The 26,787-nt window shown below is 65.8% G+C and carries 24 protein-coding genes and 1 tRNA gene; 9 read left to right on the top strand and 16 right to left on the bottom strand.

Annotated elements, in window-relative coordinates; genetic code table 11:
- A partial coding sequence (locus OXU42_10645) for a tripartite tricarboxylate transporter substrate-binding protein (GenBank protein MDE0029842.1) occupies positions 1-971 on the top strand: 971 nt, incomplete at its 5' end.
- A 92-nt stretch (positions 972-1,063) separates the two neighbouring features.
- On the opposite strand, the gene OXU42_10640 is transcribed toward OXU42_10645, so the two are convergent.
- The 9 genes from OXU42_10640 to sppA form a co-directional block, all read right to left on the bottom strand.
- Positions 1,064-1,735 (bottom strand): cyclase family protein, encoded by a 672-nt coding sequence (locus tag OXU42_10640; protein ID MDE0029841.1) that lies wholly within the window; start codon positions 1,733-1,735, stop codon positions 1,064-1,066.
- Between the two features lie 15 nt (positions 1,736-1,750).
- The gene (locus OXU42_10635; protein ID MDE0029840.1) at positions 1,751-2,722 is read right to left on the bottom strand and encodes an NAD(P)-dependent oxidoreductase; all 972 of its coding nucleotides are present in this window, start codon (positions 2,720-2,722) and stop codon (positions 1,751-1,753) included.
- A gap of 201 nt (positions 2,723-2,923) precedes the next feature.
- Complete coding sequence (locus OXU42_10630) at positions 2,924-4,465, bottom strand: FAD-binding protein (GenBank protein ID MDE0029839.1); 1,542 nt, start codon at positions 4,463-4,465, stop codon at positions 2,924-2,926.
- 29 nt (positions 4,466-4,494) lie between these two features.
- Complete coding sequence (locus tag OXU42_10625; GenBank protein MDE0029838.1) at positions 4,495-6,564, bottom strand: tripartite tricarboxylate transporter permease; 2,070 nt, start codon at positions 6,562-6,564, stop codon at positions 4,495-4,497.
- Positions 6,565-6,619: 55 nt separating this feature from the next.
- Positions 6,620-8,128 carry an FAD-dependent oxidoreductase gene (locus OXU42_10620; protein MDE0029837.1) on the bottom strand — a complete coding sequence of 503 codons (1,509 nt, stop codon included), beginning with the start codon at positions 8,126-8,128 and terminating at the stop codon, positions 6,620-6,622.
- A 148-nt stretch (positions 8,129-8,276) separates the two neighbouring features.
- The gene (locus tag OXU42_10615; protein ID MDE0029836.1) at positions 8,277-9,398 is read right to left on the bottom strand and encodes a MaoC family dehydratase N-terminal domain-containing protein; all 1,122 of its coding nucleotides are present in this window, start codon (positions 9,396-9,398) and stop codon (positions 8,277-8,279) included.
- Positions 9,395-10,588 (bottom strand): CaiB/BaiF CoA-transferase family protein, encoded by a 1,194-nt coding sequence (locus tag OXU42_10610; GenBank protein ID MDE0029835.1) that lies wholly within the window; start codon positions 10,586-10,588, stop codon positions 9,395-9,397. Before OXU42_10610 ends, OXU42_10615 begins: the two co-directional genes overlap by 4 nt.
- Before the next feature lie 81 nt (positions 10,589-10,669).
- Positions 10,670-11,734 (bottom strand): hypothetical protein, encoded by a 1,065-nt coding sequence (locus OXU42_10605; protein MDE0029834.1) that lies wholly within the window; start codon positions 11,732-11,734, stop codon positions 10,670-10,672.
- 401 nt (positions 11,735-12,135) lie between these two features.
- Positions 12,136-13,917 (bottom strand): signal peptide peptidase SppA, encoded by a 1,782-nt coding sequence (gene sppA, locus OXU42_10600; GenBank protein MDE0029833.1) that lies wholly within the window; start codon positions 13,915-13,917, stop codon positions 12,136-12,138.
- Between the two features lie 96 nt (positions 13,918-14,013).
- On the opposite strand from sppA, the gene arfB reads away from it, so the two are divergent.
- Positions 14,014-14,433, top strand: a complete 420-nt coding sequence (gene arfB / locus OXU42_10595) for an alternative ribosome rescue aminoacyl-tRNA hydrolase ArfB (GenBank protein MDE0029832.1) — start codon at positions 14,014-14,016, stop codon at positions 14,431-14,433.
- Positions 14,434-14,474: 41 nt separating this feature from the next.
- Here arfB and OXU42_10590 read toward each other — a convergent pair whose 3' ends face one another.
- Positions 14,475-15,164, bottom strand: a complete 690-nt coding sequence (locus OXU42_10590) for a rhomboid family intramembrane serine protease (GenBank protein MDE0029831.1) — start codon at positions 15,162-15,164, stop codon at positions 14,475-14,477.
- A gap of 104 nt (positions 15,165-15,268) precedes the next feature.
- Between OXU42_10590 and OXU42_10585 the strand changes: the two genes are divergently transcribed.
- The 3 genes from OXU42_10585 to OXU42_10575 all read left to right on the top strand — a co-directional run bounded on the left by OXU42_10585 (position 15,269) and on the right by OXU42_10575 (position 17,745).
- Positions 15,269-16,237, top strand: coding sequence for an NAD(P)-dependent oxidoreductase (locus OXU42_10585; protein ID MDE0029830.1), 969 nt, complete (start codon positions 15,269-15,271; stop codon positions 16,235-16,237).
- Between the two features lie 179 nt (positions 16,238-16,416).
- Positions 16,417-17,019, top strand: coding sequence for a glutathione S-transferase family protein (locus tag OXU42_10580; GenBank protein ID MDE0029829.1), 603 nt, complete (start codon positions 16,417-16,419; stop codon positions 17,017-17,019).
- A 27-nt stretch (positions 17,020-17,046) separates the two neighbouring features.
- Complete coding sequence (locus OXU42_10575; protein ID MDE0029828.1) at positions 17,047-17,745, top strand: CDP-diacylglycerol O-phosphatidyltransferase; 699 nt, start codon at positions 17,047-17,049, stop codon at positions 17,743-17,745.
- 49 nt (positions 17,746-17,794) lie between these two features.
- On the opposite strand, the gene OXU42_10570 is transcribed toward OXU42_10575, so the two are convergent.
- Genes OXU42_10570 through gloB form a run of 3 tightly spaced genes read right to left on the bottom strand, consistent with a single transcriptional unit; the run spans position 17,795 to position 19,960 of the window.
- Complete coding sequence (locus OXU42_10570) at positions 17,795-18,274, bottom strand: PaaI family thioesterase (GenBank protein MDE0029827.1); 480 nt, start codon at positions 18,272-18,274, stop codon at positions 17,795-17,797.
- Positions 18,275-18,321: 47 nt separating this feature from the next.
- Positions 18,322-19,188 (bottom strand): fumarylacetoacetate hydrolase family protein, encoded by an 867-nt coding sequence (locus OXU42_10565; GenBank protein ID MDE0029826.1) that lies wholly within the window; start codon positions 19,186-19,188, stop codon positions 18,322-18,324.
- Between the two features lies 1 nt (position 19,189).
- A complete protein-coding gene (gloB, locus tag OXU42_10560; protein MDE0029825.1) occupies positions 19,190-19,960 on the bottom strand; it encodes a hydroxyacylglutathione hydrolase in 771 nt (256 codons plus the stop codon).
- A gap of 157 nt (positions 19,961-20,117) precedes the next feature.
- Between gloB and OXU42_10555 the strand changes: the two genes are divergently transcribed.
- Complete coding sequence (locus OXU42_10555; protein MDE0029824.1) at positions 20,118-21,290, top strand: FIST C-terminal domain-containing protein; 1,173 nt, start codon at positions 20,118-20,120, stop codon at positions 21,288-21,290.
- Positions 21,291-21,352: 62 nt separating this feature from the next.
- Here OXU42_10555 and OXU42_10550 read toward each other — a convergent pair whose 3' ends face one another.
- Entirely contained in the window at positions 21,353-23,176 is a 1,824-nt protein-coding gene (locus tag OXU42_10550) for a VWA domain-containing protein (GenBank protein ID MDE0029823.1), read from the bottom strand.
- Between the two features lie 127 nt (positions 23,177-23,303).
- Between OXU42_10550 and OXU42_10545 the strand changes: the two genes are divergently transcribed.
- On the top strand, positions 23,304-23,519 hold the full coding sequence (locus tag OXU42_10545) for a ferredoxin (protein MDE0029822.1): 216 nt from the start codon (positions 23,304-23,306) through the stop codon (positions 23,517-23,519).
- A 2-nt stretch (positions 23,520-23,521) separates the two neighbouring features.
- On the opposite strand, the gene amrB is transcribed toward OXU42_10545, so the two are convergent.
- On the bottom strand, positions 23,522-24,754 hold the full coding sequence (gene amrB, locus OXU42_10540) for an AmmeMemoRadiSam system protein B (protein ID MDE0029821.1): 1,233 nt from the start codon (positions 24,752-24,754) through the stop codon (positions 23,522-23,524).
- Between the two features lie 157 nt (positions 24,755-24,911).
- Here amrB and OXU42_10535 point away from each other — a divergent pair, with 157 nt between their 5' ends.
- Positions 24,912-25,826: a P1 family peptidase gene (locus OXU42_10535; protein ID MDE0029820.1), complete on the top strand. Its 915-nt coding sequence runs from the start codon at positions 24,912-24,914 to the stop codon at positions 25,824-25,826.
- Between the two features lie 120 nt (positions 25,827-25,946).
- Positions 25,947-26,021, top strand: a tRNA-Arg gene (locus OXU42_10530).
- An 83-nt stretch (positions 26,022-26,104) separates the two neighbouring features.
- Here OXU42_10530 and OXU42_10525 read toward each other — a convergent pair.
- Positions 26,105-26,335 carry a hypothetical protein gene (locus tag OXU42_10525; protein MDE0029819.1) on the bottom strand — a complete coding sequence of 77 codons (231 nt, stop codon included), beginning with the start codon at positions 26,333-26,335 and terminating at the stop codon, positions 26,105-26,107.
- Positions 26,336-26,787: the final 452 nt, after the last annotated feature.

Raw genomic sequence — 26,787 nt, 5'->3', positions numbered from 1 at the left:
GACCGGCGTGGAGCGTGGCGGATTTCTACAAGGGCAAGACCATCCGGTTCATCGTGGGTCATGCGCCGGGCGGCGGCTACGATACCTACACCCGGACCACCGCGCGCCATATCGCCAAACACTTTCCGGGAAGCCCGAGTCCGGTGGTCCAGAGCCTCACGGGCGCCGGCGGGCTCATCGCGGGGAACTACATCTACAACAAGACCAAGCCGGACGGTCTCACGGTCGGCGTGTGGAACAACCAGTTCGTCGTTCATCAAGCCTTGGGCAGCAGACGGGTTCAGTTCGACGCCCGGAAGTTCGGCTGGGTCGGAGCGCCCGTCACCGGATGGCCGAGTTGCGCGGTGATGGGTTTCACCGGCCTCAAGACCTGGAACGAGGTGCTTGGGTCCGACAAGCCCATCAAGATGGGATCGGCCGGCGGAACCGGCACCACCCTTCCGACGATTCTCAACATGGTGACCGGGAAGGAGGTCTTCGAGATCATTCCCGGATACCGGGGGACCGCGCCGGTGCGACTCGCCATGCAGGCGCGGGAGTTGGGCGGACTCTGCATGGCGTTCGAATCCATGCGGGTCACGGCCCGAGCGATGCTCGACGCCGAGGGTGACAAGAAGTTGATCCCCATCCTCGTCTACGGCGATCCTCCGGATCCCGAGGTGCAGAACATCCCACGGGTGCGCGATCTCGTGAAAGGCAAGGACAACGTGGCCATGCTCAACGCCTGGGGCCTGCAGTACAACTTCCAGCGTCCTCTGACGCTCCCGCCCGGCACCCCCAAGGAGCGCGTCGCGGCCTGGAGGAAGGCCTACACCGCGACCCTCAACGATCCCGCGTTTCTTGCGGATGCGAAGAAATCGCGGCTGAACATCGTCCACGTATCCGGAGAGCAAATCGACCGTTACGTGGAAACCATGCTCAACATGTCCGCGGAGACCAAGGAGCGGCTAAAGTGGATGCTGCCCAAGTAGCGTCCCATCCGTCATCTCGTCGCGGCTGAAGCCGTAAACCGCCCCTTTCCGGTGCGCCTGTTAACGGAAAGGGGCGGTTTCGCATCGACCTGCTACACCACGGCGACGGCGCGGCACGGCGCGCCGTCGCCGCCCTCGATCTTGATGGGGAAGGCGATCAGCGTGAAGGTGCGCTGCCGGACCTTGTGCAGGTTGGCCAGGTGCTCGATGAACGGGATGCCCTTGCCCAGGAAGGTCCGGTGCACCGGAAAGTCTCCGGGGCGGGGCTCCCCCGTCCCCCGCACCTGGTCCTGGGGCGAATCGAGGGCCAGCGCCTTGATGCGCTTCGATACCAGCCAGCGCGCCAGCTCGACGGTGATGTAGGGGTTGTCGAAGTAGTAGTTGGGGTCGCCGAACATCTTCCGGTTCCAGCCGGTGTGGAACACCACGATCCTTCCCTTGAGATCCTGCTCCCGAAAGCCCGGCGAGGTGCGCACGTCGTCGATGGTGATGCCGGTCCGGGGCTTCACCTTGCGGCGCAGATCGATCTTGACCGCGGGCCCCATGAAGCGCTCCAGGGGCATCTGGTCGATGGTCTTGCCGCCGGGCACGAAGTGATACGGCGGGTCGCAGTGGGTGCCGGTGTGGATGCTCGCGTGCATCTCGGTGTTGGAGCGGCCGTGGGTTTCGTGCGTGTGGATCGGGTGGAACGACAAGGTCGGGTGACCCGGAACCACGGTCACGTTGGTGGTCAACGGCAGGCTCAGGTCGACGAGCTTCGGCATGCTTCCCTCCTGCGGCTACAGCGGGTGGCGCTCCAGCCATTCCAGGTACCGGCCGAGCCCGCGCTCGATGTCGTATCGCGGCTCGAAGCCAAGTTCTTCCCGTGCCCGCTTCATGGAGAGGGGACCGCGCAGGCTGGCGCGAAAGAACGGCGACAGCGATCCGCCCTCCTTCCGGCGGAAGCGGAATCCGGGCCGGACTCGCGCCAGGGCCGCCAGGATATCGGAGAACCGCAGATTTTCACCACAACTCGCGTTGTAGACATGATACTTCAAGTGTTGCTTTCGTAATGCCAACACCACGCAGCGGGCGGCATCCGCGACGTAGGTGAGGTCGCGCTCCAGGTCGTCCGCCAGTTCCACCTCGTCGCCGTTCAGCGCGGCCCGGCACCACTCGAACACCGGCGACATGACAGTGCGCAGGGGGTTGGGGCGTTCCAACGGACCATAGGGCGCGGAGAGCCGCAGGATGACGCCACTCATCCCGAACAGCTCGAAGTAGCGGCGTACGATTTCTTCCCCCGCGCGCTTGGTGATGCCGTAGATGCCGCTGGGCGCCAACGGGACGGTTTCTTCCAGCGGTACGGCTGGATCGGTGGCGCCGTAGACACTCGCCGAACTCAGGTGGATAAAGCGCGTCACGCCGGCGAGCCGCGCTGCTTCCAGCACGGTGGCGGTGCCGCCCACGTTCACCAGCGCGGCCGACCGGGCCGCCTCGGACTCCAGATCACCGATGGCCGTCACCGCCGCGCCGTGGATGATCCGGTCGACGGCGTGATTCTCCAACACCTCACACAGGGCGTCCAGGTCCAGGACATCGGCCTTGACGCAGGTCACCTTGGCTACCGCCGCCTGCCCGAGAAGATCTCGCGCCGTCTCGTCCAACTCCCCTTCCGAGGACAGCGCCACCACGCGCTCCCCGAGCGCCGCCAACTGGGCGACGATATGAGTCCCTACGAAGCCCGTTCCACCTGTAACTAGAACGCTCATGTCATCTCGGAGTCAGCCTTACAGCGGTCACCCCTCATCGTCATTCCGCCTCTCCTTCCGTCATTACCGCGAAAAGCGGGAATACAGGGGTGGAGAGGGGTGCGACGTAGGTATCGGCGGCCCCGCTCCGCCTGGATTCCCGCTTTCGCGGGAATGACGATGAGGTGGGACATCGCCTTTGTGGACATTGAGGTCGTGACATCACGGCTCGCGCGCCGCGTTCCGACCGGCCACCATGCCGGTGATGAACGCCTCGGAGTTGTTACCGGAGTTCAGGTAGAGGTGGCCGAAGACACCGCCCATCTCACCGGCGCAGTAGAGGCCCGGGATGGGGTTGTCATGGGCGTCGAGCACCCGCTGGTCCGGGTCGTGGGCGAGGGCGCCCTGGGTGTTGGTAATGACCGGCCACACCTCGACGGCGTAGAACGGCGGCTTGAAGATGGGGAACAGGCTGCCGGCGAAGCGCCGGAAGTCGGTGTCTTCCTCCCGGTCGCAGATCTCGTTCCAGCGCGCCACCGTGGCCGCCAGGTTGTCTTCGGGAACGCCGATGGTCCGCGCCAGCTCCTCGATGGTGGGCGCCTGCTTGATCCAGCCCTTGGACAGCTCCACGGAGTTGTCCTCGCTCCACTCGTAGCGGCGCGACGGGTGGTCGCTGATGGGGGTGAACATCGGCCCGGTGATGCGCCCGTTCTCGTCGAAGATCATGTGCGACGGTATGCGCGGGAAGTCCTTGATATGCACGTCGTAGAGGCTCATGTCGCGCCAGGGGCTGTCCTGCGGCGCCGGCGGGTACTCGTCCATGTAGCGCTTGCCGAACTTGTCGACGACGATCCAGGGCATCATCTTGGGCCCCTCGTCGCCGCTCTTGAGCGAGAACTCCTCGCCCGGCTTCGGCCGGTGGTTGGCGCCGTGCCGCCCCTGGATGCGGTGCCGGAAGGCGATGGGGTATTCCGGCGTCTTGAAGCCGTAGCCGCCGTGGACGTGCCACATGTGCCACAGGCCGGCGCCGGCCTTCTGCCCCATCAGCAGCCCGTCGCCGGTGTTGCCGAGGGCGCAGATGGGGTAGAAGGGCTGCGCCTGTAGGTACTGGAGCCTGAGCTGCTCGTTGTGCTCGAACCCTCCCGCGGCCAGCACGACACCCTTGCGCGCCCGGATCCGCAGGGTCTTGCCTTCCTTTTCGGCCACCACGCCTACCGCCCTGCCCTGCTCGTCCGACACGAGTTCCCGCACCGGAGTGGAGAGGGAGACGTCGATGTCGCGCTTGCTCACGTTGTCGTCCACCACCTTGAAGGCGATCCAGCCCGTGCCGTGGACCTGGAGCCAGGGATAGCACTGGGCTTCCTCGCTCTTCACGGCCAGGAGTCCGATGGCGTCGCCCGGAGGCCCGCCGTCGAAGCGGTAGGTGCCGCCGGTGCCGTGCCGTTCCTGCACCTCGATGTCGGTGTCGTCGGTAAGCTCCTTCATGAAGCCGGAAAGGGTGCGCAATTCCTTGGCGAAGGTGTGGATCACCGGATCGGGCACGGTGTTGAGGCACATGCGCTTGAGGTAGGCGAAGGCTTTGTCCACGTCGTCGGTGATCCTGAAGAAGCCGCCGGAGAGGATGGAGTTGCCGCCAGGGTGCTCCATCTTCTCCAGCAACGCCACGCGGACGCCGAGATCGTGCGCGACAATGGCGGCTACCCCGCCGGAGTACCCATAGCCCACCACGACGACATCGGTCTCCTGATCCCAAGTTGCGTCCATGTTTCAACCTCGATGAAGCGAGATGACGGTCAGGCGAGTCCGAGCCGTATGAACAGTTCTCCCGGCGGGAAAGGCAGGTGAAGGCCGTAGTCGAACAGGCCGAAGAAGAAGATCCACGCCACCACCGCCAAAGCGATGCTGATGCCCCACTTCTCGCCGGCGCCGAGCTTGAGGTAGGCCAGCGTCGCCACCGCGGACGCGGTGATGAAGCCGAGAAACCAGATCATGAGGAAGAAGCCCACCGTCCAGCTCGCGATGGCCAAGGTGCGGCGGCGCAGCGACGCGCGGTCGGCGGCCACCGCGGCGGTCTCCGTTGCCGTCGCCGGCGTCGCGGCGCGAAACTCCTGGACGAGCGCCACAAGCGCCAGCGCGAGGCTCGGAATTCCCACGGCCAGGGGGAACAGCGCGGCCTGCTTCTCGATGGCGCCGAAGCCGTAGAGGGCCTCGTACACCACGTAGACGAACAGGGCGACGAAAAAGCCGGCGAAGAGAGTCCGCTCCGACTTGGAGGCCTCTCCCGCCTCCTCCGGACCGGCGCCCTCGTAACCTTCGACGGGCGTTCCTCCCCTTTCCACCTCCACCCGCCGCTGCCTGTACGCCTGCCACAGCGGGTAGAGCAACGCTCCGGCGATCAAGAGTCCGATGACGATGACCCCGGGCCGCGTCACCCAGCTCATGCCGTAGATCTTGGTGGTGAGGAAGAGGTTGTTGTCGGCGATGCCTCCCAGCACGAGACCCAGCAGCAAAGGGGGCCGCTGCCAGTCATTGCGCATCATCAGCCACCCCAACGCGCCGAACAGAAGCACCACGATCATGTCGCCGAAGCTGTTCTTGACGGCGAAACCGCCCAGGAAGATGAGCAACAGCAGGAACGGGATGAGGTAGGTGCCTTTGACGAACGTGATCCTGGCCAGGTGCTTGAGGAAGAGAAAGCAGACCGCCACGGTGACGATGTTGGACAGCACGATGATCCAGACGAAGGAGAAGGTCAGGGTCAGGTGCTTGTGCGGATTCAGCAGGTCCGGTCCGGGGACGATGCCCTGGATGATGAAGGCCCCCAAGAGGATCGCCATGCCCACGCTGCCCGGCACGCCGAAGGCGATGGTGGGGACCAGCGACCCGCCCTCCTTCGAGTTGTTGGCGGCGCCGGGACCCAGCACGCCTTCCACGGCCCCTTCGCCGAAGCGGGCGTGGTCCGAGCCGCTCTGGACGGCGTGGGCATAGGCCACCCACTGAGCCGGCCCGCCCCCCAGACCGGGAATCAGTCCGATGTAGGTGCCGATGGCGCTGCACCGGAGCACCAGCTTCCACTTCCTGAAAGTGTCGCGGACGCCCTGCATCACCCCGCCCAACGCGTCGGGCGCGTCCCGGGCGATGCTGCTTCCCTGAGTACCCAGCTCGATGATCTCCGGGATGGCGAAAAGCCCCACGGTCACGGCCACCAGGGAAAGGCCGTCCCACAGGAACAGGGCGTTCCCGCTGCCGAGGATGGGTTCCAGGGTGTAGCGCGACACGCTGGTGATGGCGTCGAGACCCACCATGGCCAGCACCAGGCCGAAGCCGCCGGCGGTGAGGCCCTTGGCGATGTTGCCGCCGCTCAGCGAAGCCAGGAAAGTGATGCCGAGGAGGCTGAGCATCAGAAACTCGGGCGCGCCGATGGACAGCACCAGCGGCTGGACGATGGGGATGGCCAGCGCCAGCGCGAACGCGCCGAAGATGGCGCCCACCAGGGAGCTCATGAGCGCCGCTCCCAGGGCGCGGCCCGCTTCGCCGTTCTTGGCCATGGCGTGGCCGTCGACGATGGTGGCGGCGGTGATGCCCTCGCCCGGAACCCCGAAGAGCACCGAGGTGATGTCGCCGGTGGTGGCGGTGACGGCGTGGCTCCCGAGCAGGAACGCGAAGGCCGTGGTGGGGTCCATCTTGTAGATGAACGGCAGCATCAGCGCCAGCGTGGTGGCCCCGCCCAGCCCCGGAAGGATCCCCACCGCGAAGCCGATAGCGATGCCGATCATCATGAAGACGAAGGGATCCTGCCCGGCCGCCGAGAAAGGCAGCACGGCCGCGAGGCCGGCGAACAGGGAGCCGAAGTAGTCAAGCATGGATCAGCGGGTCTCCTCCGTCGTTCCGCACCCTCTCCGTCAGGTCCAGGTCTTCCTACCAATCCTCCAGCGCCGCCGCGTTGCGGCCGGCGATGCGGCCGGTGACGAAGCACTCGGTGATGTTGCCCGCTTCCAGGTAGAGGTGCCCGAAGGACGAACCGCACTCGCCCGCCGAGAAGAGCCGCCGGATGGGTTCGTCGCGCGTGTCCATCACGTGCTGTTCGGCGTCGTGCACCGGGCCGCCCTGGGTGTTGGAGACGATGGGCCACACCTCCATCAGGTAGAACGGCGGCGTGTCGATGGTCATGCGCGTGCCCGGGACGCGGTGATAGCGGTCCTCGCCGCCGCTCGTGCACACCTCGTTCCAGTCCGCCACCGTGGCCTTGAGCGTGGCCGCGTCGGTGGCCGGGATCATCGCGGCGATGGCGTCGAGGTCGCCGGCCGTCTTGATCCAGCCGCGCTCCACCTCGGCCAGGTTGTCCTCGCTCCAGTCGTAGGAGACGTGCTCGTCGTGCACCGTGGGCTGCCCCACGGGGCCGAGCTTGCGCCCCTTCTCGTCGAACACCAGGTAGGCGGGAATGCGCGGGAACTCCTGCTTGTCGGCGTCGTAGAACTCCAGCGCCCGGTGGCCGGTGTCCTGCACCGCCGGCGGATACTCGTTCATGAACCGGCGGCCGTACTTGTCCACGGCGATCCAGGGCATGACCCAGTCGTCCTTGCGCGGGCCGCGGAAGCAGTGGCGGAAGGCCAGCGGGAACTCCGGGTACTTGAAGCCGTAGCTGCCGTGGAAGTGCCACATGTGCCACATGGAAGCGCCCACGTCCTGGGCCATCTTGATGCCGTCGCCGGTGTTGCCGGTGAACAGCGTGTAGACGGGCATGGCCTCGAAGTAGTTGCGCTTCATCTCCTCGTTGTTCTCGAAGCCGCCGCACGCCAGGATCACGCCCTTGCGCGCCTTGATGGCGATCTCCTCGCCCTCGTGCTCCGCCAGCAGCCCGACGATGCCCTGCTCCGGGTGGCGGATCAGGCGCCGGGCCGGGGTCGCGAGCCGGACCGAGATGTTCCGGCGCGCCTCGACGTTGTCCAGCAGCACCTTGAACAGGCGCGCGCCGCCGCGCAGGCCCTTGGCGTACTGGAAGCCGTCGTAGCCTTCCATGGGCGCGATCTTGAAGCCGTCCAGCCCCGGGCCGCCCGGGAACGGATAGGTGCCGCCGTTGCGCTGCTCTTCCAGCTCGAACGGGGTCTCCTTCACCAGTTCCTTGACGAACTCCTTCATCTCCGTCATGCCCTTGGCGAGGGCGCGCAGCACGTCGTCCGGCGTCCGGCCCGCGTTGGTGTGCCGGAGGTACTCGAACGCATCGTTCTCGTCCAGGGCCGTGGCGATGCCGCCGCCCGCGAGGATCGAGATGCCGCCCGGGTTGGGCATCTTCTCCACGATGGTCACCTCGGTGCCGGCATCCGCCGCGGCCACGGCGGATACGCCGCCGGCGAAGCCGAATCCCACCACGATTACATCCGTTTCAACGTCCCAGCGGGCGGGAAGCCCGTTATCATAGCTGTCCAAGGCATCTCTCCTTTCGGTGAATCGGGTCCTTCGACTTCGCTCGGCAGACCTCGCTACGCTCAGGACGAACGGGGTGAACCAGGACCGTTCGTCCTGAGCGTAGCACCGCGCCAGCGGTGCGAAGTCGAAGGACGCATGCTTCCATGGTTCATGGCCGGCGGCCGGGCAGCACCACCGCGGCTTCACCGCGCGTGTTGGCCATGCCGTCCTGCCGGGTGCCGGTGATTTCCAGGGTCACCGTCTTGGTTGCGTCATCCTTGGCCGTCACCCGGCCCGAATACGTGGTCAGGTCGCCGTAGAGGCCGGGGCGGGCCACCTGGACCTTCAGGCGTTTCAGGAAACCCTCATCGCCCATCCAGTTGGTCACCAAAGGCGCCACCCAGGCAAAGCGCATCACGCCGTTGTCGAAGGGAGCGGGCATGCCGCGGCCCGCGGCCATGTTGGCGTCCTCGTGCTGCTGCGAGTACTTCACCGGGAATCCCGTCACCGGGTTGAACATGGCGGTGTGCATGGCCTTGCTGAGGTCCAGGTAACCCCAGCGTCCGGCCTTGTAGGACGGGCCGATGGCCGCGTTCCACGCCACCATGTCGCCGATGGTGAGGGGGCCGCGCACGATGGACGGGATCTCGCTGCCGGCGGCCACGTCCTCGTAGTGGAGCGTGTCCGCGCCGCGGCGGTATTCGCGCCGCCACGTGCTCTCGAGCCGCTCCAGGGCGCCCTCGTCGTAGCGCGGCACCTCGTGCTCCATCATGGTCTGGAGGCCGATCTGGGTGGCCATGATCATGGTGCCGGTGGCCCGTGCCACCAGGGCGTCTTCCTGGTTGCGGTAGTCGATCCCGGAGATGACGAAGTTGAGCCGCCGCCCCTCCTTGTTGCGCTTCTCGTAGAACTCCTTCTGGCGCGGCTCGGAACTCAGCGTATCGCCGGCGAGCACGCGGCCGAACCATTCCATCTCCACGCCCCCGATGAGGGACGCCAGCGGCGCCTTCATGGGCGCGCCGTGCAGGATCGGGTAGCGGTTGACGATCACGAACGCCGGGGGAGCCTGTGTCCTCCCCTGCCCGACCCCTGCGGCGTAGTCGGGGTCGGTCCACAGGGGGTTGTCGTCGTCCGTCCCGTAGGCGAAGTGCTTGATGGCGTCCTCGGTGACGGAGCTGACCCAAGGTTGGCGTTCCTCCACGATCTTGCCGGTCATCTCCTCCGTAACGGCCTTCCACGCATCGATGGCCGCATCCACCTGTGCCATGTCCACCTGCTCATTCCCTGTCATGAATTCTCCTGCTTCCGCGTCAACGATCGTGGGCCGGTGATGGCCGAAATGTCCTCTTCCGAATATCCCAATTCCTTCAGCAAGGAAACCGTATGCTCGCCGAGCCGCGGCGGATCGGTGCGCGGCGGCAACTCGGCTTCGCGAAAGTCCACCGGCAGCGCGGGCAAGGGGGACGACGTTCCGTCGGGGGCGGTCAGCGCCGTCCAATGACCGCGTTCCTTCAGGTGCGGATGGTCGAACAGGTCCATGGGCGTGTTGATGGGAGCGTGGGGAATGTTGGACGATTCGAGCCGGGTGACGATGTCGCGGAAATCGAAAGTTCGCACCAGTTCCTCGGTGCGGCGGGTCAGCCGCCGGAACTCCGCGCGCCGGCCGGCGTTGTCGCGCAGCGCCTCCTCCGCCCAGAGGTCGTCCAGGCCGAACTCCCGGCAGTACGCTTCCCATTGCACGTTGCTGGTGACGCCGATGAACACGTGGCGCCGGTCCCGCGTCTCGAACACGCGGTAGATGCCCCAGCCCAGGTCCTGGCCCACGCCGCGCTCGGTCATGGGAGCCGGCACCTCGCCGGAAATGCCGGCCTTGGCGATGTGCTGGGACACCAGGAAGACCGCGGTCTCGAACAGCCCCACGCGCAGGTCATTGCCCGCGCCGTCGCGGTCGCGCTTGAGGAGCGCCGCCAGGATGCCGATGACGCTGAACAGCGCCCCGGTCATGTCCACCACGGATGCGCCGGCCCGGAGCGGCATCCCCGGCGGCCCGGTCATGTATGCCAGCCCGCCCATCATCTGCGCGGGTTCGTCCAGCAGGTTGCGGTTCTCGTAGGGTCCGGAAAGGAAACCCTTGATGCCGCAGTGCAGCAGGCCGGGCCTGATACGCTGCAGCGCCGCGTGGCCCAGCCCCATGCGCTCCAGCACGCCCGGGCCGTAGTTGTCGATGAGAACGTCGGCGGTGCGCAGCAGGCGCTCAAAGGCCTCGCGTCCGCGCGGGTCCTTGAGGTCGAGGGTGATGCTGCGCTTGCCGCCGTTGAAGGCCAGGAAATAGCCCTGGTTCCCGCGGCTGAACCGCGCCTGGTCGCCGCTGCCCGGACGCTCCACCTTGATGACGTCGGCCCCCAGCGCCGCCAGGACGAGGCCCGCCGTGGGGCCGGCCACGATGTGGCCCAGCTCAAGGACTCTGATACCGTCAAGCATGGTGTCCGAGGGCACTCCGGCTACTCGGACAGGTTCCTAACGAAGCCCGCTTCCCCGTGTCAACCGGTGGCCGGCCTGCTATTACTCCTGCCGGTAGGCGCCAAAGGCCCCGATGAGTCTGTCGCCGTCAAGCACGCGCGCGCCGAATGTTCCGCCAACGGAACTCGGAGCCTCGGCGTATGAAACCGGAATGTCCGTGGTGGCGATGCCGTTGCCGTAGAACTGACCACCCCACCGGCCCACCGCGGCTTGGCCGTCAAGCATGCCGGAGACCCGTCCCCGGAAGAAGGTGACGTCGGCCCGCAACACGGTCTCTTCAAGCATCAGGTTGTCAAACAGCGCCGCACCCGTGGAGGAGTCCGTGCCGGCGGTAATCGCTCCGGCAATCCGGCTCGCGTCGAAGTCGGCCATCAACCGGACGGTCGCGTCGAAGGCGTGGAATACCGGGGGCGCGCCATGACTCGCGTACAGTCCAGTGGCCGCCCCTTGGTAGGTTGCCTGCCCTCCGACGCCGGTCATGTGATTGACACTGAACGGATCGTTGCCGCTGGCGGCGGCGCCCACGAACGGGATGCGGTCAATGCCGGGGTCGGGTAACCAGGCCCAGTACCCAAGAGCCAGGTAGTCATGGTCGGGGTCGGCGCCGTCCTCTATATCCGAGTAGAAGACGGAGTAGTATCTCCCTCCGGTGCGGGTAATGAAGAAATGTTCTACTCCCCGCCACTCATGCACGCCGGACGGTAGAGACACCGGCGCAAGGTATCCTGGAGGTGCGGGCTCGGCACGCGTGTCCTGCCTGAATCCCTGTTCGATCTCAATCCTCTCGAAGACCACGCTGCCATCGACATACCATGCGTTGATGGCGCGGTTGTCGCCGGGAGAATCGGGGTTCGAGTTGAGCGGGGCCTGTGTCACGCCGGTGTTCCAATTCCCTCCGGCGAGGGGCCGCAAGGCGGTCATGGAAGCCGTACTGGAAGAGACGCCGGTAATGGCGGTCCTTGCCAACCTTCCCGCCACGTTGCGACGAGCCATGGGCGAAGCGGCGTTCAACGCTTCAGCCATCCGCCCTGCCGGAGGATAGGCCACCATGGGCATACCACCCGTGTCCCAATAGGAAACCGAGCCGTCGTCGGCGACAACGAGCATGCAGGTCTCGCCTCCGGAAGGGCACGAGACGACCACGCTGCCCTGTCTCTCCGAAGCACCGGCCTCTACGTGGATCTCGCCGGCGGGGAGTCCATGATCGTCAGGTGTCGACAACGAAACCAGGCTTGGGGTTTTGGGCACGGGGCCGGGCATCCCCCCGCCGCCTCCTCCACATCCGGACAGGGCTGCCACGCACAGACCGACGATCGCCAACCGCGCTAACTCATCCACTGGAAGCCGCATCGATTTTCCTCCTGATGAAATATCCCGTCAGGGACACGGAGGTGCCCAAACGGGTCAAGAGCATTGTAAATGAAGAGGAATAATGGATTCTGTTCGATCGACAAGCCGGTTTTTATACCATGTGATAAAAATTTTACAAGCCTGCCCCGAAGGGAACGTCAACGGAGCCGGTGCGGCAGTTTCATCTCCAGGACGCCCCGGCGTCCGGCCAGATCGCCCCAAGGCGGGCCGGCTAACGGCGCGAGACGCTCCGCCGCCCTGCCAAACAAGCCCGTCGCCAAACTCCGGATTTCCGCATCTTCATCTCCCGTCAACTCCTCCGCCAGCAACCTGAGCGTTGATTTCCGGCGCGGGAAAGGCCGCAGGCGGATGGAGGCGTCCGGCGCGATGCCGGCCGCCTCGCGCACGGCCCGGATAGTGGCCGCGTAACCGCCGAGTTCGTCCACCAGACCGCGATCCTTCGCGTCGGCGCCGGTCCAGACACGCCCCTTGGCGGCCGCCAGCACCTGTTCCCGGGACAGTTTCCGCCCCAGCCCCACCTTGAACACGAAATCTTCGTAGACCGCGTCGAGGAGATGCTCCAGGCGTTGCTGCTGCGCCGGGTCGTAGTCCCGCACGGCGCTCCAGAAAGTCGCGTTGGTGTTCCCTGCCGCGTGGTCCCAGGACACGCCGAGCTTCTCCCACAGCCCATTGGTCACCACCTTCCCCGCGGCCACGCCGATGGAACCGGTGAGGGTACCGGGCTGGGCCACGATGCGGTCCGCGGGAGTTGCCACGAAATAGCCGCCGGAGCCGGCGACGTTGCCCATGGAGACGACCACCGGCTTGCCGCGGCGTCGCGCACGCACCACCTCGCGCCGGATCGCGTCCGAGGCCACGTAGGAGCCGCCCGGGCTGTCGATGCGGAATATGATGGCGTGCACGTCCTTGTCGTCCGCGGCCCGGCGAAAGGCGCGCGCTACCGTGTCGGAACCCATGGAATGGGCTCCGGTGAACGCTTGGTGGCGGCTGCGTCCCCGGTGAATCTGGCCCAAACCGTGGATCAACGCCACCGTGGCCGTGTCCTCTTCCGTGTCCTCGGCTCGGCGGCGGTAGTCCGTCAGCGACAGGAACTCGATGTCGTTCCCCAATGCGTATCGCACCACTTCATCCACCTGATCGCGGTACCGCAGGCCGTCCACCAGATCCGCCTTCAGTGCTTCCCGGGCGGAGAACGGCGCCCGTTGCATCAGGTCCCGTACCGCGGCCGGCGACAGTCCGCGGCCCTCGGAGATCCCGGCCGTCAACTGCTCCGTCAAGGATTCCAGTATCCGGCCGACGGCTTCCCGCTGGGGACCCGTGAAGCCGCTCTCGGTGAAGAGTTCCTTGATGCCCTTGTACTCCTCGCGCTGGTTCAGACGAGGTCTCACACCGAGCTTCTCCAGCGTGCCTTTCAGGAAATAGCTTTCCGCCAGGAGCCCCGTGAGGCCCACGTCACCGGACGGTTGCAGGTAGACGTACTCGAACGCCGCGGCCAGGTAGTAGGCGCCGTTGCCGGGTCCGAAATCGCCGAAGGATTCGGCGAAGGCGTAGGTTGGCTTGCCCGATTGCCGGAAGGCGCGCACCGCGTCCCGCAGTTCCTGGATCCGCGCCAGACCCATGCCGGAAGCGCCGACCCTGGCCACAAGGCCCACCACGCGCTCATCCCGCGCGGCCCTCTCGACGGCGGCGACGGTCTCCCATAGCGTCGGCGGTGTCTTCCTGATTTGCGTCCAGTGCGTGAGTCCGCCGCCTCCCAGCTCGCTGACGTTGCGGTCCAGGTCCAGGGTAAGGACCGTCTTCTCCGGCACCGGTGCCGTGCGTGTGGAGAATAGGAACAGAGCCACGACCACGGCCACGCCGACGGCGGCCAGCGTGGCCAGGGCGCCGACGAGCATGAGAAAGATTCGAACGATACGCATGATCACTCCTCGAATGTTCTATCCCGGATCTGTTACACAGAGACATGGCGCCGGGAACGGCGCCGGGATTTTCCCACGGCGGAGGCGAAACCACCGATGCTGCGAATCACAAGCCGCATCAGTCTGGACGAAGACGAGATCGAGGAGCGGTTCATCCGCGCCTCGGGGCCGGGCGGTCAGAACGTCAACAAGGTCGCCACCGCGGTCCAGCTCCGGTTCCGCATCGTCGATTCGCCCTCGCTGCCGGAAGCCGTGCGGGAACGCTTGCGACGGATCGCCGGCACGCGCGTGGACAAGCGCGGGGTGCTGACCATCGAGGCCAAGCGCTACCGCGACCAGTCGCGCAACCGGGAGGACGCCCTGGAGCGCCTGGCCGCGCTCATCCGCAAGGCCGCGGAGGCGCCCACGCCGCGCCGCCCCACCAAGCCCACCGCGGCGTCGCGCCGGCGGCGCCTCGACGACAAGCGCAAGCGAGGCGAGATCAAGCAGTCGCGCCGTCCCGACGTCGCGGAGTGATCGTCTCGGGCGGACCTTCCCATCCCGGGGCCGGGCGCGGTTCAGTGCAGCGTCGGCGGCTCGTCGTCCTTTTTCTTTCCCTCGATGATACGGAAGCGCCGCTTCAGACGCGCCAGCCGAAAGCGATAGTACTCGTGCCGCATTCGGGCCCATGAACGCCTCGGGTTCAGCATGTAGCCCCACCTCAGGTAGACGTAGCCGAACGCCATGCCTCCCAGGTGACCGAGGTGGGAAATGCCGGAGTTCCCTGGGCTGATGGACGAGAAGAAGGCGATGGCGCCGATGATCAGCACGAAGTACTTCATGCGGATGGGGAACAGCAGGTACAGGTAGATGACGTTGTTCGGATAGAGGCGCCCGTACGCCAGCAGGACGCCGTAGATGCCCGCGGAAGCCCCGATGGTGGGGATGCCCTGGTTCGGTTCCAGGAACAGCACACACAGACCGCCGCCGACCGCGCTGACCCAGTAGTACTTGAGAAAGAACCGCGTGCCCCAGGCCCGCTCCAGGTCGCACCCGAACATCCACAGGGCGAGCATGTTGAACAGGATGTGGAACAGGCCGAAGTGGAGGAACTGGTAGGTGAAGAGCTGCCAGAGGTGCAGCTCGTTCCAGACGAGCTGAGGGACCAGACCGAAGATCCACAGGAGCGCGGGCCCGCCGAGGAAGGGCTGCTGAAAGACGAAGACGGCGATGTTGACGATCAGCAGCCACTTGACCGCCGGCGTCACCGGACCTCCGAAGCTGAAAGAGCCATGGGAGGGCTGGGTCCGGTACATCATGCTTTCAATATAGCGTATTGCATGGGGCCTCGTAAGCCGCTAAGCGTGAGGACATGAAGATCCTCATCACCGGCGGAACCGGCGTGAACGGCGCGGCCACGGCGCGCCTCCTCGTGTCCCAAGGGCAGCGGCCCGTGCTGCTGGACAACCGGGTGGATCCGTCGCTCGTCGCGGACATCGCGGGCGACGTGGACGTGGTCACCGGCGACATCCTCGACGGCGCGGCGCTGCGGGAGGCGGTGGCGGCTCACGGCGTCACCCACATCGTGCACATGGCGGCGCTCATGCCCGGCCCGGCCGAGGCCAACCCTTCCCTGGCCATTGCCATCGGCGTGGACGGCACCCTGAACGTGCTGGAGGCCGCCCGCGCCTGCGACGTCCGGCGCGTGGTCTACACCAGCTCCAACGCCTACGTCGGCGAGATCCACGGTAAGCACGGCGACCCCGATTTCGTCCCCCTGGACGAATCCCATCCGCCCAACCCCGCGGACATTTACGGCGTCACCAAGGTCTGCTCGGAGACGCTGGGCAACTACTACCGCAAGCGCTACGGCGTCGAGTTCGTGGCCCTGCGCTACCCCTCCATCTACGGTCCGGGCAAGCTCGCGCGCCACGGCGTCCTCGCCCTCTACGGCAAGATCATCGAGGACGCCATCGCCGGGCGGGCGTTCACGCTCCCGCGCGGCGGCGACCAGCGCAACGACGTTGTCTACGTCGGCGACGTGGCTCACTCCGTCGTGCTGGCGCTGAACGCCGGGAACCTGACCCAATGGGTCTTCAACATCGGCACCGCCACCGGCGTCACGCTCAAGGACTTCGCCGCAGAACTGAAACGCCACTTCCCCGACGCCAGGCTCGACATCGGTCCCGGCCTCGACTTCCGTGACGGCTACAAGCAGAGCTACTGCAAGTTCGATATTACGAAGGCGAGGGAGCAACTGGGATACGCCCCGCGATACGACCTCGAACGAGGCGTTGCGGACTATATCGAGAGCGTCAGGAGGCTTCGGCTGGGGGTTTGAGGAGGTCCGGCATCGGGACAATGGAAGAGGGGGACTGGACTGGCCAGGTGGAAAACTTCTTGCTCGTCGGTCACGTCACAAAGCCGCCACGAAAACTCGTCATCCCGGTAGTCGTACCCCCGGCTTTGTGCTATCGTCGCGACGAGGGGCTGGGGATATGAAGATCAGGAGGTTGGGGCATGAAACTCTATCACTTTCCACCTTCAACGAACTCGTTGAAGGTGCGGATCGCCCTGCTGGAGAAGGGATTGGAATTCGAGAGCGTCGTGATCGACCTGTCGAAGCGGGAGCAGAAAGATCCGGAGTATCTGAAGATCCATCCGTTCGGTCAAGTGCCCGCCCTCGATGACGACGGCTTCGTGGTCTACGACTCCACCATCATCAACGAGTACCTGGAGGACGAGTACCCTCACCCGCCTCTTCTGCCCGCCGATTCCGAGAGCCGCGCCGCCGCGCGCCTGTTGGAAGACTATCGGGACAACCACGTCAATCCCCAATTCGTGACGCTGATTCACGAATACCGAAAGCCCGAGGAAGAGCGCGACGTCGCGCTGATACGCGAGACCCAGGCCAATATCGGAGTGGCGTTCGCCGCCCTCGATACCCAACTCCAGGGCCGGGAGTACCTGGCGGGCCCATTTAGCCTCGCCGACATCGCCTACATGCCCAATATCGCCCTGCTGGAGCGGTTCCAGGTGCCCTTGGACCCGGACTTCAAGAACGTGGCCGGCTGGATCGGACGGCTGCGCACCCGCGCGAGCTATTCCGCCACGCAGAACTAGCGGCCTGGAGCCGCGCCTCCCTCCCACTTGCCTTTGCGACTGCTGCTTGCCTGGCTGGTACACCTCTACACGGCCCTTGGGGCGGTGGTGGCGGTGTTCACGCTGGCGCTGGTGGCCGGCGGCCATTATCGCGAGGCGCTGGCGCTCATGGGCTTGGCCCTCGTCCTTGACGCCACCGACGGAACGTTCGCGCGGCTGGCGCGGGTCAAGGAGCAGATCCCCGGTATTGACGGCGCCCGTTTGGACGACATCGTCGACTACCTCAACTACGTCCTCGTGCCCTGCTTTCTGCTGCTCTGGGCGGGACTGCTGCCCGCCGGGCACGGGTGGTGGATCGTGTGTCTGCCGCTCCTGGCGAGCGCGTACGGTTTTTCGCAGGCCGGCGCCAAGACCCCGGACCATTTCTTCCTGGGCTTTCCTTCGTACTGGAACGTGGTGGCGTTTTATTGCTTCGTGCTGGGATTGAGCCCCTGGTTCAACGCGTTCCTGGTCATCGTGTTGTCGGTGATGGTCTTCGTGCCCATCCGGTACCTGTATCCGAGCCGGAATGCGTTTCTCCAGGGTCTGACCATCACTTTGGGAGTGGTTTGGGGGGTACTCTGCTTCGTCGTGGTCTTCTACCTGCCCGACCCGCCACCAGGCGTGGCTTGGGCCTCGCTGTTCTTCCCGGCCTACTACCTCGTGGTGTCGTTCTGGTCGCACTGGCGGCACGGCCCTTCGACCTGAAGGCGCTTATCCGTCATTCCCGCTTTCGCGGGAATGACGTTTCGTAAGACTAGCGCGTGGGCTCCACGGACTCGTCGCGGTGGATGCGGATGGCGAGCACGTCGGCTTCGGCGCACAACTGCCGCTCGCAGCTCAACGTGCAGTGCAGGAGGGTCTTGCGCCCCTCGACCTTGCGGAGAGTGGCGCGGAGCTCCAGGGGTTTCCCCAGCGGGGTCGGGCGGCGGTAGTTGATGTTCATGCTGGCGGTGACGAAGAACACCCGCGGCGCGCTGCCGATGGGGCGTTGCTCGTCCTGGTAGGCGCGGGCGATGGCTAGGTTGAGGCTGTGGCAGTCGAGGAGCGTCGCGATGACACCGCCGTTCACCACATCACGGGTGCCGCCGCTGTGATGCGGCTGCGCGGTCCACGTGCACACGGCGTCGTCGCCGTCCCAATGGCTCTTGACCTGGAGTCCCTGCTCGTTGGCCGGCCCGCAGCCGTAGCACAAGGTCGTCGCACCCTGATCCTGAAAGGGCAAGTCCTCGGTCATGCGCTCTTCCCCCGGTGTGACCACGACCCGTCCAGCCACCTTGCCCGCTAGCCGGCGCGCGCGACCCCCAGCCGAAGCTCCCCTACACCCTCGATCTCCGCCACCAACTCGTCGCCGGCCGCCAGTTGCTGCTGGAACTCCGGGGAGTCCGGATTCCCGCTGGCGATGAGGTCGCCGGGCTTGAGGGTCCCCACCTGCGAGAGGTAGCTCACGAGCCGCGCCACGCCGTTGATCATGCCGCCGGTGCTGGCGGATTGGCGCAATTCGCCGTTGACCCACAGGCGCATCTCCAGGGCCTGCGGATCGGGTATCTCATCACGGGTCACGATCCAGGGTCCCACGGGCGCGAAGGTGTCGAAGCCCTTGCGCACGCAGCGGGTGCCCATGAGGTTCTTGCCCGATCCGTACCCCCGGGCGGTAACGTCCAGGATCACGCTGTAGCCGAACACGGCGTCCAGGGCCACGTCCTCCGAAAGGTCCCGGCATTCCCGCCCGATGACGACGCACAATTCCAGTTCCGGGAAGATGGTTTCGGCGTCGCGTGGGATGATGATGTCCTTCCCCGGACCGACAACCGCGGACGGCGGCTTGAGGAAGATGTGCTCCAGCAACTCGTCCGGCGACCTTTCCCGGGCCTCTCCCCGCCCTCCGGAACTAGTCAGGTTCGCGCTGCCACGCTTGTAGTTGCCCGCCGCGGCCCAGATCTTCGAAGGCGCCGGCACCGGGGCCGCCAGTCGCGCGTCCTCGAGGTCCGTCGGGGTGCTCTCCGAAACGGCGCGTTCGACGGCCTCACGGTTCGTCTCGAAGGAAGCCGCCAGATCGATCATCGAGCCGCAAACGCCCCCCAACGACACCATCCCGGCGGCTGATGTGACCGCGGCCACGGTGCCGTCGTCAAGAGTCGCGAACCGCATCTCAGTAGGCGTCCTTGAGTTCCCGGACCTTCGCGAACACGGAAACGGGGTCCGTCCCGATGCCCGGAAAGCGGTCGGCCATCCCCGCCTTGATCTCGTCGCTTTCGCAGCGGAGGAACGGATTGGTCGCAAGCTCGTCGTCGAGGCGCGAGGGCACCGTGAACTGGTCCTTGGACCGGAGTGCCTGCACGTTCTCCAGCCGGCGGCGAATCTCCTCGTTGCCGGGTTCCACGGTCAGCGCGAACTGGAGGTTCTTCTCGGTGTACTCGTGGCCGCAGTAGACCAGGGTGTCGCCGGAGAGGTCGCGGAGCTTGTCCAGGGAGGAGGTCATCTGCGCGGCGGTTCCCTCGAAGACCCGGCCGCAGCCGCCGGCGAACAAGGCGTCCCCGCTGAAGAGCATTCCGGGGAACACGAAGCCGAGGTGGCCGATGGTATGGCCCGGAATGAACAGCACGTTCCCGCCCTCTTCCCCCACCTCGATGTCGTCCCCCTCCATGAGGCGATGCGTGATGCCGGGGATGCGGTGCTCGTCCACCTTGGCGCCGAACACCTTCAGGTCCGGATTCTGCCGGAGAAGGTACTCGTTTCCGCCGGTGTGGTCCCGGTGATGGTGGGTGTTGAGGATCCCGACGAGATCGACCCCCTCCTCCTGTACCGTACGCCAGACAGGCTCGCCCTCGGAGGGGTCCACGATGCACGCCTGGTTGGTCCTCTCGCAGACCAGGAGGTAGCCGTAGTTGTCCCTTAGCAGCGGTATCTGAACGATTCTCATGCGGCCTTTATAGCAAAGCCGGGAGGCCCGGACCATAGCCCGGACCCGCGCCATCTTCCCCGCGAGAACGCGGCCGGGACTTCCCGTGCCGGCCCCCTCGCGGGCGTGCCCTGACGCCTCGATTGACCTGCGGCACGGGTTTGCATACCCTGAACTCATGCTGAAAGCCGGAGTCGGACAGTCGTCGCGAACAGAGACCCGGGCGGCCATCGAGGAGGCCGCCGCGGGCGCCATGGCCGGCCTTCCGGACGGTGGCGCGGACCTGGCGGTGCTCTACGCCACCGTCGATCACGCGGGAGCCCTGGAGCAGGAGTTGGCCGCGCTCCAGCGCGTCACCGGCACCCGCAACATCGTCGGTTGCAGCGGCTTGGGCATCCTGACGGACAGCGGCGAGATCGAGGGCGAGTCCGGCGTGGCGGTGATGGCGCTGGCTTCCGACACCGTGCGGGCGCGCCCCTTCGTCCGGGACGCCCTCAAGGGCAACGATGCGGCGGCCGGGCGGGACATCGCCAACGCCGTGGGGGCCGACTCCCCGTCCCTGACCGTGGTGCTGGCCGACGGCTACCGCAGCCGTCCCGACGCCTTGCTCGAGGGCATGGCACAAGCCGGCCACGCGACCCCCGTGGTGGGCGCGGGCGCCTCGGAGAACGGCAGCCACGGCCGCACCTACCAGTTCTACGAGGACCGGGTGACCGGCAACAGCGCCGTGGGCTTTGCGCTGTCTGGGGGCTGTACCACCGCCATCGAGCTCACCCAGGGCTGTCAGCCCGTGGGCGAGCCCATGGTCATCACCAAGGCCCACGAGAATCTCATCTTCGAGATCAACGACCGCCCGGCCTTCGAGGTGTTCGTGGATCTGATCGGGAAACCCTTCCAGCAGGACCTGCGCCGCGCGCTGGCGTTCGTGTTCGTGGGCCTCTCGCCGGACCCGCGGCAGACGGAGATCGAGGCCGGGCAGTATCTCGTGCGCAACATCATCGGACTGGACGCGCAGAGGGGCATCCTGGCCGTGGCGCAACCCGTGGAAGCCGGACAAGCGCTGATCTTCACCCTACGGGACGGGCAGCGGGCGCGGGAGGACCTCCGGCAGATGCTGGAACGGCAGACCGCGCGCCTGGAGGGCAAAACGCCGCGGCTGGGACTCTACTTCAACTGCTGTGCCCGCGGCAGCGGCCTGTACGGCGTGCCCGGCATCGATACCGCCTACATCAAGAACGCGCTGGCCGACGTGCCGGTCATCGGATTCTTCGGCAACTACGAGCTTGGCCCCATGGCCGGCGGCAACCACCTCCTCACCTACACCGGCGTGCTCGCGCTGGTAACCGAGTAAATCCCGTCTGCCGCCCCTCATCGTCATTCCCGCGCAAGCGGGAATCCAGGGGCGGGGTGGGGTCAGCGCCGCAGGCGCTTGCGCTTGTTGGCGAGGTAGTCGACGACGATGTAGTTGCCGATCTCGTCCGGGGATGTGTAGAACACGCGGCCGGTGTTCATCCGGGTGAGGCGGTCCACGAAGCCCATGCGGTAGTAGTCCATCCCCAGCATGAAGGTATTGATCCGGATGCCGCTTTGGGTGCAGCGCCGGACCTCCTTGAGGGTCTCGCGGACGATGCGCTCGTGGAGCAGGGCCGAGCCCCAGCCGCTGTGAAGGCGCCCTCCCCTGTCGACGTTGCAGGCGGTCGGTTCGCCGTCGGTGATGAGGATGATCTGGCGGTTGGTTGCCCTATTGTTTCCAAGGAGTTGACGGGAGAACCTCAGGGCCTCCTTGATATCCGTGCCATGCTCCATGAAATAGGTGATGGCGACGATGGAAGGCAGGTCCTCGGTACGGATGATCTTGGCGTTGGAACGAAACGCCACCAGGTGCAGCACGTCCTGCGGGAACTTGGTCTCGATGAGCCGGTTGAGCGCCAGCGCCACCTTCTTGCCGGCGTGCAGCGCGTCGTTCATCAGCATGGAGTAGCTGACGTCGATGAGCAGCACGGTTTCGGTGTCGGTGGAGAACTCGTGCTGGTACACCTGGAAGTCCTTGGGCTCGATCTGCACGGGGACCCCGGTCCGTCCGTCCTCCAGCGACTGCATGAGGGTCTTGCGGATATCGATGTTGAGCGGGTTGCCGTACTCGTAGGCCTGGGTATCCTCCAGCCGCATGCCCTGGTTGCCGGTCTTGGCGCTGGCGTGCTGCCCCCAGCGGTTCTTGTTCATGAGCTGGAAGATCTCTTTCAGGGCCTTGTCGCCGAGTTGGCGCATGCCCTTGGGGCTGAGCCGCAGGCCGCTGCCGGTGCGTACAAGGTAACCCGCGTCCACCATCATCTGTTCCACGCCCTGGAGGTACTTGAGCTGCTCGTAGGCCTCTTCTCCCAACAGGTCCCGCATGGCGTCCAGATCGAGATCGGAGACGTCGCCGAGGCCCCGCCGGCCCCAACGCAGGAACTGCTCCAGGCCCTGTAGCTGACCGAGGATCTCTCCGGCCTCCCCCATCCCCATGCGCTGGCTGCCCTGGAACGGGTACTGGTTCAGCAGTTGCTCGAGCTGCTCCATCTGGGACATGGCGTCGCTCAGCCGCTGCAACTCCTGCTGGCTCAGGGAATCGAGGTTCTCCAGCAGGTTGTCGAGGTCGTCGACCGCGGCGTCGAGGATGTTGGGGAGGTTCTTGAGGAAGTCCTCGTCCTCCAGAAGGCGGCTCAAGCGGTCCAGCATCTGTGACAGGTCCGGCGCGCCCGGTCCGGTGAGGTTCTGCGGCTGCTGCATGGAGCGCTGCTCGATCTGCTCGCCGAGGCGCTCCTTGAGCTGCTGGTAGCGCTCCTGGGCCTGCCGCATCCTCTCGGCCAGTTCGTCCATGTTGTCGGCATAGCGCCCGGACAGCCGCTCCATGAAGTTGCGCATCTGCTCGTGATACGCTTCCAGCTTCTCCGCCAACTCGTTGAGCTTCCGGCTCAGGGCCTCGCTCTCCTCGGGCGAGAGCTTGAAGGAATCGGGAGAGTACTTGTTGAGGAGTTCCTGCTTCTGCTCCTCCGCCTGCTGCAGCAGGTCGCGCAGCCCCTGCACCGAGCGCATGCCGTCCTCGGACTCGAAGCCCCGGCGCATCAGGCTCCGGAGCGCGCGGCGCACGCCCTCTTCCTCCAGAAACGTATCCGAAAGCTGCTTGAGCAGGTCGTTGGCGGTGGGGAAACGAACCTCCTGGGAGCCGTCCCAGGACGTGTAGCGATGGATCCGCATGCCGCGTTCACTATATCGCAGCCGCTTCCGGCACTGCAACAGCGAAAAATCCACCGTGGCAGGGCCGCTGGAAGCGAACCGCCGACTTCGCTATAGAAGGGACATCCAGACTCATCCGGGAGGGAACATGAAGGTTACGGTGGACAACACGAAGTGCGACGGCCACGAGAAATGCGTCCAGGCGGCGCCCAAGGTCTTCAAGATGAACGAGCGCTTCATCGCCGAGGTGGCGGACCCCGACGGCGACACCCAGGAGAAGATCGTCTTCGCGGCCCGGATCTGCCCCACCAAGGCCATCACCGTCGAGGACGACGACGGCAACACGCTCTTCCCCGAGTCGTAGCGTCACTCGAACACGACGCTGGCGAAGCTGCAGATCGATCCTACCGGGTCCATCTCGCCGTGATCGTGGGCCACGAGCCGTCCGCGTTCCGCCTCCATCGCCTTGAGCATGGTGTAGATGGGCGAGAACCCGCAGATCCGGCGCCGGTCGTCTTCCCGCGCCAGGTAGTCGCGGAAACCTTCCGGGTCCACGTTCTCCACGTGGCGCAGCATCTCCACGTCCCTGCGCTTGACCTCCTCCAACTCCTCGCCCCGGAAGCCGTCCGGGTCGCCGTAGCGCGGCCCCACGTGGGCCAGATCCGCGCTGGCGACGAGGCAGATGCGGCGGCCGTCGTCATCCATGATCCCGCGCAGCCCCTCGGTGAAACGCTCGATGGACTCGCCCGCCGGGCCGCTTCCGGGCTCGGCGTACGAGAAGGAGCATAACACCGGCACGATGGGCACCACATTGCCGAAGAGTTGCTGAATGAACAGCACCTGGAACTCGATGGTGTGCTCGGAGCGGTGCGCCAGCTCATCCGCGAAGAGTTCGCCGTCGTGTATCTCGCTCAGGCGCGAGACGAAGTCGGCGTCCACCGGGGCCTCTCCCAGGGGCGTGGCGAAGCTCTTGCAGGTCAGCGCGTAGGGGTTCCGCAGCGCGTTGTGTCCGGTCCCCAGAATGACGAACAGCTCCGGCGGCTCGGCCTCGGCCAGTTCCTTGTACGCCCAGGCGTAGGCGTGGCCCCCCAGCCGAAGGTCGATATGCGGCACGACGATTCCGGGTACGTTCCGCTCCGCGCTCCGCTCACCCGGCAGCCCCGGTCCCTCCGGCGGCTCGAACAACCGGCCCAGGCCCTCCTTCAGCGAACCGGGGTTCTCGTCATAGCTGATGCCCGCGTGAAATGCCTCCCGGACCGGTGCCTCGTGGAAGGAGCCGGCCAGCCGCTGGTAGTGGCGCCTGAAGTTGTCGCTGGCGAGGAAATAGCCTTCGTCCAGGATTTCGCAAAGCTGCTCCAGCAACTCCAGCGGAAACTCCACGTCGTAGGCCTCGCGGTACGCCGCCTGGATCTCCGGCAGCGTATGCTCCCCGTCGAAGAACCGCAGCGCGTACGCCGCCTCGGGGCGGAGACGCAGGACCTTGTCGCTGAAGTGCTGCGGGTCGCGGATGCCGAAGTCCTGCCTCCCCTGCTCGGCGGGGACCGGGAAGACATCGACGTAACGAAGACGCGGCCGCATGGAGGGGTTTTCGTCGCTCATGGGAACAGGCTATAGGCTAGTGTCACGTCCCGCAAATAACTGCGATAAGTTGCGCAGGATTTTTGTCGTCGGCAAGGCGCGATGACGCCAGTGGCGAGGGCCACGCGAGAAGGAGTGTGAGGCAAACGATTCACCGGTTAGACTTGATGCAGGCGCCATGAAGAACGAGACCATTACCGCGGTGCGGGGCATTCAGGTGGGTCACGCCACCAACCGGCGCGCGCGCACCGGCTGCACGGTGGTCCTCTGTCCCGCCGGCGCCGCTGCCGGCGTGGACGTGCGCGGATTCGCTCCGGGTACGCGCGAGACCGACGCCATCCGGCCGGGACGGCTCGTGGGCCAGGCCCACGCCGTTCTCCTGACCGGCGGCAGCGCCTTCGGTCTCGACGCCGCCTCGGGCGTCGTGCGCTTCCTCGAAGAGCGCGGCGCCGGCTACTCCACCGCCCACGCCGTCGTCCCCATCGTTCCCGCCGCCGTGATCTACGACCTCGCCGTCGGCGACCCCCGCGTCCGCCCCGACAAGGCCATGGGCTACCGCGCCTGCAAGGCCGCCGGCAACGCGCCCGTGCCCACCGGCCGCATAGGCGCCGGCACCGGCGCCACCGTCGGCAAGGCTCCCGGCCTGCACCGCGCCGGCGGCGGCATCGGCTCGGCCTGCGCGAAGTTCCCCAACGGTGTCACCGTGGGCGCCCTGGTGGTCGTCAACGCCGTGGGCGGCATCGTCGATCCCGCCACCGGCGAGATGGTCGCCGGCGCTCCGGACGAGCCGGCCAGCCAAACGGGGACCGCAACGCCGAAGTCTTTTCACCAGCGCCGCCCGGCCACCCCCGGTACCAACACCACCATCGGCGTCGTCGCCACCGACGCCGCCCTCTCCTCGGTCGAAGCCAACATCATTGCATCCATGGCCCACGACGGCATCGCTCGCGCCATTCGCCCCGCCCACACCCTTCACGACGGCGACACCCTCTTCGCCCTCTCCACCGGCAAACGCAAGGCCGACGTCAACGCCGTCGGCATCCTGGCCGCGGAAGTCGTGGCGCGAGCCATCCTGAACGCTGTGGAAAAGTAAAGGATTGCCTTGCAAATCATCCAACGAGTGGAAGATTTGCAAGGCAAACGGACCGGAAACGGACTGCAACGCTCAACAGACTTGAGGGGCGGCCACTCTGTCTGGTAAACAGAAAGACACGCGCCCGTAGTGAAAAGGACATCACGAGGGTCTCCGGAACCCTAAGTCCAGGTTCGATTCCTGGCGGGCGCACCACCCTCTTGACGAAGACACTCCCCTCTGGAACGGAATTCATGACTCTTGACAAGGATACGAAGGGCGATGAGATTGAACGACGATCACGGCCTGTCCCGTTCCTCCCGGATGATTCGGGTTGGCGTAAGAGTCGGATGGAACGACGGTCGACTCCGGAGCCTTCGGCACAAGTCTTCCAGTGTCGGGTGCTCGGCATGACGCGCGAGTTCCGCGATCGAATAGTCCGAAAGCGACATCCCGGCTAAAGCAGCCCTCGACTTGAGAATCCGATGAAGCTCATCAGGAACGTTCCGCAACTGAATCATCTTGGACATGGGGACAACATACTTGCATGTGCGCCACATGTCAGGATGGACACGGTCATTTGCTGGAAGTCACGGACGTTGCGGGTTACGACGGTCAGCCGGTTGACGATGGCGACTGATGCGATCAAGGCATCCTGTATCCAAGACCGCCGGATGGGGACGGGCACGGCGCGATTCGGAGACGACGTTGGTGTCGATTAGGTACACTCGTGCATTCCATCTGTTCGCCGCACGGGCACAAAGGTGCGCAGAGAGACTATAACCTGATGTATTTCGGCTACTTGTCTCTCGATAGTCGCCCCTCTCAGCTCTTGCATTGTCGCCTCCGATGCGCTTGAATATCCCCCGGATTTGACCTCACTCGCTTTCGATACGCTTACGGCCGTTTCATCGCTTTTCGACCGTAGGGTTTTCGTTCGTTCAGCGGGTGATGACGGACGCAGAGGGGAGACGGAGGAGCA

It is taken from the genome of Deltaproteobacteria bacterium, assembly GCA_028818775.1.
Taxonomy (GTDB): Bacteria; Desulfobacterota; Binatia; order UBA9968; family JAJDTQ01; genus JAJDTQ01.
Note: the sequence above shows the minus strand (reverse complement) of the source record. Positions and strands in the feature narration are given on the sequence as shown.